General features: G+C 68.7%; 3 protein-coding genes and 1 pseudogene. All 4 read left to right on the forward strand.

The window, feature by feature from the left end; translation table 11 throughout:
• On the forward strand, window positions 1-2,356 hold a 2,356-nt coding region (locus tag D7V77_RS39770), incomplete at its 5' end, for a transglycosylase SLT domain-containing protein (RefSeq protein ID WP_120581410.1).
• Window positions 2,357-2,434: 78 nt separating this feature from the next.
• The gene (locus tag D7V77_RS39775) at window positions 2,435-3,880 is read left to right on the forward strand and encodes a hypothetical protein (protein ID WP_120581411.1); all 1,446 of its coding nucleotides are present in this window, start codon (window positions 2,435-2,437) and stop codon (window positions 3,878-3,880) included.
• A 148-nt stretch (window positions 3,881-4,028) separates the two neighbouring features.
• Window positions 4,029-5,177 (forward strand): hypothetical protein, encoded by a 1,149-nt coding sequence (locus D7V77_RS39780; protein ID WP_120581412.1) that lies wholly within the window; start codon window positions 4,029-4,031, stop codon window positions 5,175-5,177.
• Window positions 5,178-5,190: 13 nt separating this feature from the next.
• Window positions 5,191-5,430: pseudogene (locus D7V77_RS39785) on the forward strand (serine/threonine protein kinase); the annotation flags it as partial.

Consider the following 5,430-nt stretch of genomic DNA (forward strand, 5'->3'; position numbering starts at 1 on the left):
CCCCAGCACCGCCCCGGTGGCTCCGGCCGCCACGGCCCCGGCTCCCAGCGACGACACGGATCAGGCCCCCACGACGCGCACGGACAACGCGCCGTCGGAGGCGCAGCTGACGCCGCCGCCGGACGCGGACAAGGCGCCGTTGCCGGTGGGCTACGTGCAGGTGTTCAACCCGGCCTTCCCGGGGCTCGTGCCGCCCACGCCGGTGGTGCACCGCGGGCGCCGCTACGGGCTGGAGGACCTGACGCCGTACTTCGCGGACGGCAAGAAGCGGGACGCGAAGGACGCGTTCGACAAGGGCCAGTACACCAAGGCGCGCGCGCTGCTGGAGGGTGAAGGGGACAGCCCGCCGGTGCGCTACCTGCGCGCGTTGTCCGCGGTGCGGGCCGGGGACGACAAGTCGGCGGCGACGGAGATGGCGGCGCTCGCCAACGACTACCCGGCGCTGAAGGACCGCTGCCTCACGCACGCGGGCGTGGCGCTGGAGTCCCAGGGCCGGCTGGATGACGCGGCGGCCAGCTTCAAGCAGGTGCCGGAGGGTTCGCGCATGTACGTGGACGCGCGCCTGGGCCTGGCGCGCGTGCTGCGCAAGAAGAAGGACTACGACGGCGCCATGGAGGCGCTGACGCCGCTCACCCAGCGCATGATGACGGGCTGGGGCCGCAACGTGGGCGCGGAGGCGCTCATCGCCACGGCGGACCTGGCGGTGGAGAAGAAGGACAAGGCGGCGGAGAAGGCCGCGCTGTGGAAGCTGTGGGCAGCCCAGCCCCTGTCGCCCATCGTCAAGCAGGTGGAGAAGCGCCTCAAGGGGCAGACGCCGCCCCTGGACGCCAAGGTGGGCCGCGCGGAGGCGCTCATCGAAGCGCACCGCAACAAGCAGGGCATGGCCATCCTGGAGCCGATGCTCAAGACGATGAAGCTGCCGGACGCGCTCGCGTGCCGCGCGCACTTCGCGTTCGGCAAGGGGCAGCGCAAGGAGCGCCAGCACACGGCCGCCATCCAGATCCTCACGCCGGTGGTGGAGCAGTGCAAGGACCGCGACCTGCTGGCCCGAGCGCTGTACGTGCTGGGCTCGTCGCGCTCCATCGTGGATCAGCAGCACGGCCCGGACACCTACGAGCGGCTGGCGAAGGAGTTCCCGGACCACTCGTTCGCGGACGACGCGCTCTTCTACGCGGCCGACCTGTACGTGAAGACGAACCGCCCCAAGGAGGCCATGGCGCGCCTGGACGAGGTCGCGCGGCTGTACCCCAAGGGCGACTTCCTGGGCGAGGCGCTCTTCAAGGCCTTCTGGGTGGCGCGCACGTCGAAGGTGGAGGACGGGGGCTTCTCCTTCCTGGACCGCATCGAGGCGCAGTTCGCCAACGCGGACGAGTCCTATGACGTGGAGCGCGCGCAGTACTGGCGGGCTCGCACGCTGGAGGAGCGCGGCAACATCCAGGGCGCCGCGGAGCTGATGGAGAAGCTCGCGGTGGAGCACCCGGCCACGTACTACGGCCTGATGGCGCGCTCGAAGCTGGGCGAGCTGGACCCCAAGCGGCTGGAAGCCGTGTCGTCGTCCATCTTCGATGTGCCGGAGGCCGCCAGCCCCTGGCCGATGTTCGCGGGCCCCATGGGGGACGACCCCCACTTCCGTGCGGGCGTGGAGCTGTTGCGGCTGGGCTTCGCGGACTCCGTGTCGTCGGAGCTGATGCTGGTGAACCGCGCCAACCAGCCGCCGGAGTCCATGCGGCTCTTGGTGATGGTGCTGTCGCAGTCCGGTGACGCGCGGTCGGCGCACGCCATCGCGCGGCTCGCGCTGCGCAAGGACCTGAGCGGGCGCATCACCGCGCAGACGCGGCCGGTGTGGGAGGTGGCCTATCCCAACGCGTTCCGCGACCTGATCGAGAAGCACACCGCGCCCGCGGGTGTGGAGCCGGACCTGCTCCAGGCGCTGATGCGCGAGGAGAGCGCGTTGGATCCCAAGGCCCTGTCCTGGGCCGGCGCGCTGGGCCTCACGCAGCTGATGCCCTCCACGGCGAAGGGCGTGGCGCGCGAACTCAAGGTCAAGCACTTCACCGTGGACTCGCTGCTCCAGCCGGAGCTGAACATCCGCTTCGGCGCGCACTACCTGGGCGGCCTCATCAAACAGTTCAAGGGCCACACGCCCTACGCGGTGGGCAGCTACAACGCGGGCTCCGGCGCGGTGAACCGCTGGCGCGCGGCCAGGCCGGACCTGGCGCTGGATGCGTGGGTGGAGGAGATCCCCATCGCGGAGACGCGCGGCTACATCAAGCGCGTGCTGCGCTCCTACAACACCTACCAGCTGCTCTACGGCCGCGTGCCGAAGGTGCCGGTGATGCCTAGTGCATCGCGTTAGTGTGTAATCCTGGCTGAAGCCTGAATTCGAGTTTTCTTTGTGGAGGGGGAAGGGCGGGCCGTGATTTCGTCGGCCGCCATGCTCCCCCTCCGAACGCGAATCGCTCCCCTCGCTGTCGCTGTCGTCACCCTGGTGGCTTTGTGTCTTCCGGCTGAAGCCGAGGCGCAGGCCTGGTCGCTGACGAACGCGCAGCGGCAGGCGTTCCTGCGCTACTACGCGCCGGTCATCTTCAAGCGCGCGAACGCGAACGACAACAAGCACGGCTACGACTGGCTGACGAACTTCGACTTCGACCAGGACGGGGACTTCTCCAACAACAAGCTGCACTGGAAGCAGATCAACCAGTACGTGGACGCGTCGCGCGTGGGCCCCAGCGCGTTCGACACGTGGCGCATCCGGCCGACGCTCTACACGTCACTGATTGAGTACATGGACGGGGGGAAGAACCTCACGCTCGTGTATCACCTGTATCACGCGCTGGATAAGAACGCGGCGGGCAACTGGCAGCTGCACGACTGGGAGCGCGTCGAACTCCAGGTTCGCAACGTGGTGGGCAACCCGGGCAGCGGCGAGACCGTGGCGTACGCGGTGGTGACGCAGCACAAGCGCAACGTCGTGCGCCGGGCGGGCAGCGGCGACCTCCAGTTCATGCAGACGGGCACCGGCAGCCACCTGCTCATCTGGCAGGCGGAGTGGTCCGACAAGCTGCTGGCGCCGCACGGGCAGGAGCTGCGCTTCGTGACGGATTCGTACTCGTTCTTCGCGGGCCGGATGGCGTCTGGCGGGAAGGCGGAGGCGGACGTGAACAACGACGACGGGCGCAAGAAGCTGCACTTCGTCTTCGTGCCGGAGGACGACGGGGCGGCGGTGACGGCGTTCAACGCGCAGCCATTGCGGTACTCGACGGCGGACGCCCAGGCCAGCCGCTATGACAACGGGTCTTCGGCCAATTGGCCCGCGGTGAAGCGCGTCACGTACGAGCTGCAGGACCTGGCGGACATCCTCCCCACGCACTGGGAGCACGGGGGCTATGCGACGCACTGGCTGCCGGACGCGCCGCAGTTCTTCTATCTGGAGAGCCCGGTGGTGAACGAGGCGGGGCAGGCGGAGGTGAGCGTGGGGATGCAGCGCTTCTTCTCCAAGACGCGTGACGTGGAGGGGCAGGACGACCGCGAGGGCTACCCGTCGAAGAAGTGGTTCTTCGGCACGTTCGAGCTGAACGACAAGGCGTCGGACACGGGCGGCGGCGGGTCCAGCGAGTTCCACGACAAGTCATGGGCGGGCACGGTGGCGGACTCGCGGGGGCAGACGCGCATGAGCGCCAGCGGCTACCCGGCGTCGGTGAACTCGTACTGGTGGCAACACGATTACTTCGTGCACTCGGGCGTGACGGACGACACCGACGGGCGAGAGCAGGGCTTCTGGCTGCAGGGCGGGTGGTACCTGCCGCAGAACGGCGGCTTTGATGGACGCTGGGTGCAGCTCTTCGACGACCGGCCAGGCAAGGAGTCGGGCGAGTACTGAATTGGTCCTGATTGCCGGGGGGGGGCAGAGCGAGAAGCGGCGCTCATGTCCCCCCGTGCAGGAACACTGGAAGAATCTCGGGATCGGAGTGGGACTGGTAGGCTAGAGGGGCAGTCCCACCCCCTCGTTTGCGTGAAGGAAACACGCCATGAGTCAGCCCAGCGCCCCCAGCCCTCAACAGATAGACCTCAACCGCACCGCCGTGGAAATCGCCCCCGAGACCTTCTGGGTCGGGAAGCGCGAGCCCGGCGGCATCTTCTTCGCCAACCCGTACCTGCGCCGCTTTCAGGGCACGGACACCCGGACGAAGAAACCCGCTGAGTTCAACCTCCTCATCGACCCCGGGTCGAGCAGCGACTTCTCCACCATCCACACGAAGGTGGTGTCGCTGATTGGGGGGATGGACCGACTGTCGGCGCTCTTCATCAACCACCAGGATCCGGACGTGGGCTCGTCCGCGAACATCATCTCGGCGCGCTACTCGCCGCGCGCGAGCATCCTGTGCTCCGAGGACACCTGGCGGCTCATCGTCCACTTCAACCTGCCGCGCAACCGCTTCATCCCGACGGAGAAGTTCTCGCAGGGGTTGAGCGTGCCCACGGGGCACAAGCTGTTGCCGGTGCCGTCGCCGTTCTGCCACTTCCGGGGCGCGGTGATGCTCTACGATCCGCAGACGCGGGTGCTCTTCACGGGCGACCTCTTCGGCGGCCTCACGGACAGCAAGGCGCAGGGCCTGTGGGCGGAGGAGTCCGACTGGACGGGTATCCGGGCGTTCCATCAGATCTACATGCCGGTGAACTCGGCGCTGGTGCGCGCGGTGGCGGCCATCCGGAAGCTCACGCCCGCGGTGGAGATGATCGCCCCGCAGCACGGCCGCGTCATCCGGGGCAAGCTGGTGCAGCAGTTCCTGGAGCGCATGGAGCGCCTCCAGGTGGGCCTGGACATCATCGACGAGGCGCAGGACCGCACGCACCTGCAGGCCTGGAGCGCGGTGATTGACCGGGTGCTGAACCTGGCGCGCGGCTACCTGGGTGATTCGGTGGAGGCCAAGCTCACCGCGAGCGATCAGCTGGCGGACACGGCGAAGTTCAACGGCAAGCAGCTGGAGGTGAGCCGCATGGGCAAGTGGACGCTGGAGCACGTGGTGGAGGTGCTCTGCCAGGGCGAGCCCACGGAGATTTCCGGCCCCATCATGGTGGAGGCCACCATCGCCGCCGCTGAATACAACCTGCCCACGCCCCACCTGGACATCGAAGGCGCAGGCGCGCCGGCCCCCGTCTCGCTGCTGGAGTCGTGAGAGGGGAGGGCGGGTGCATTCCAAGGACCGTGACAGCGGAGGGTTGACCTACCTGGGCCCGGAGGCGTTGAACGCGCGGCCGGGCAACGCCGTGGCGGAGGATGGCTCGGAGCCGACGCTGCCGCAGGTGCGGACGCCCGTGTCTCCGGGCGGCACGTTGATCCAGGGCGCGGTGACGCCGCAGCCCCTGGTGCCCACGAGCCAGGGCCTTGTCCCCGGGCAGGTGGTGGCGGGGCGCTACCGGGTGGAGAAG

Source organism: Corallococcus sp. CA041A (genome assembly GCF_003612075.1).
Classification (GTDB): domain Bacteria; phylum Myxococcota; class Myxococcia; order Myxococcales; family Myxococcaceae; genus Corallococcus; species Corallococcus exiguus.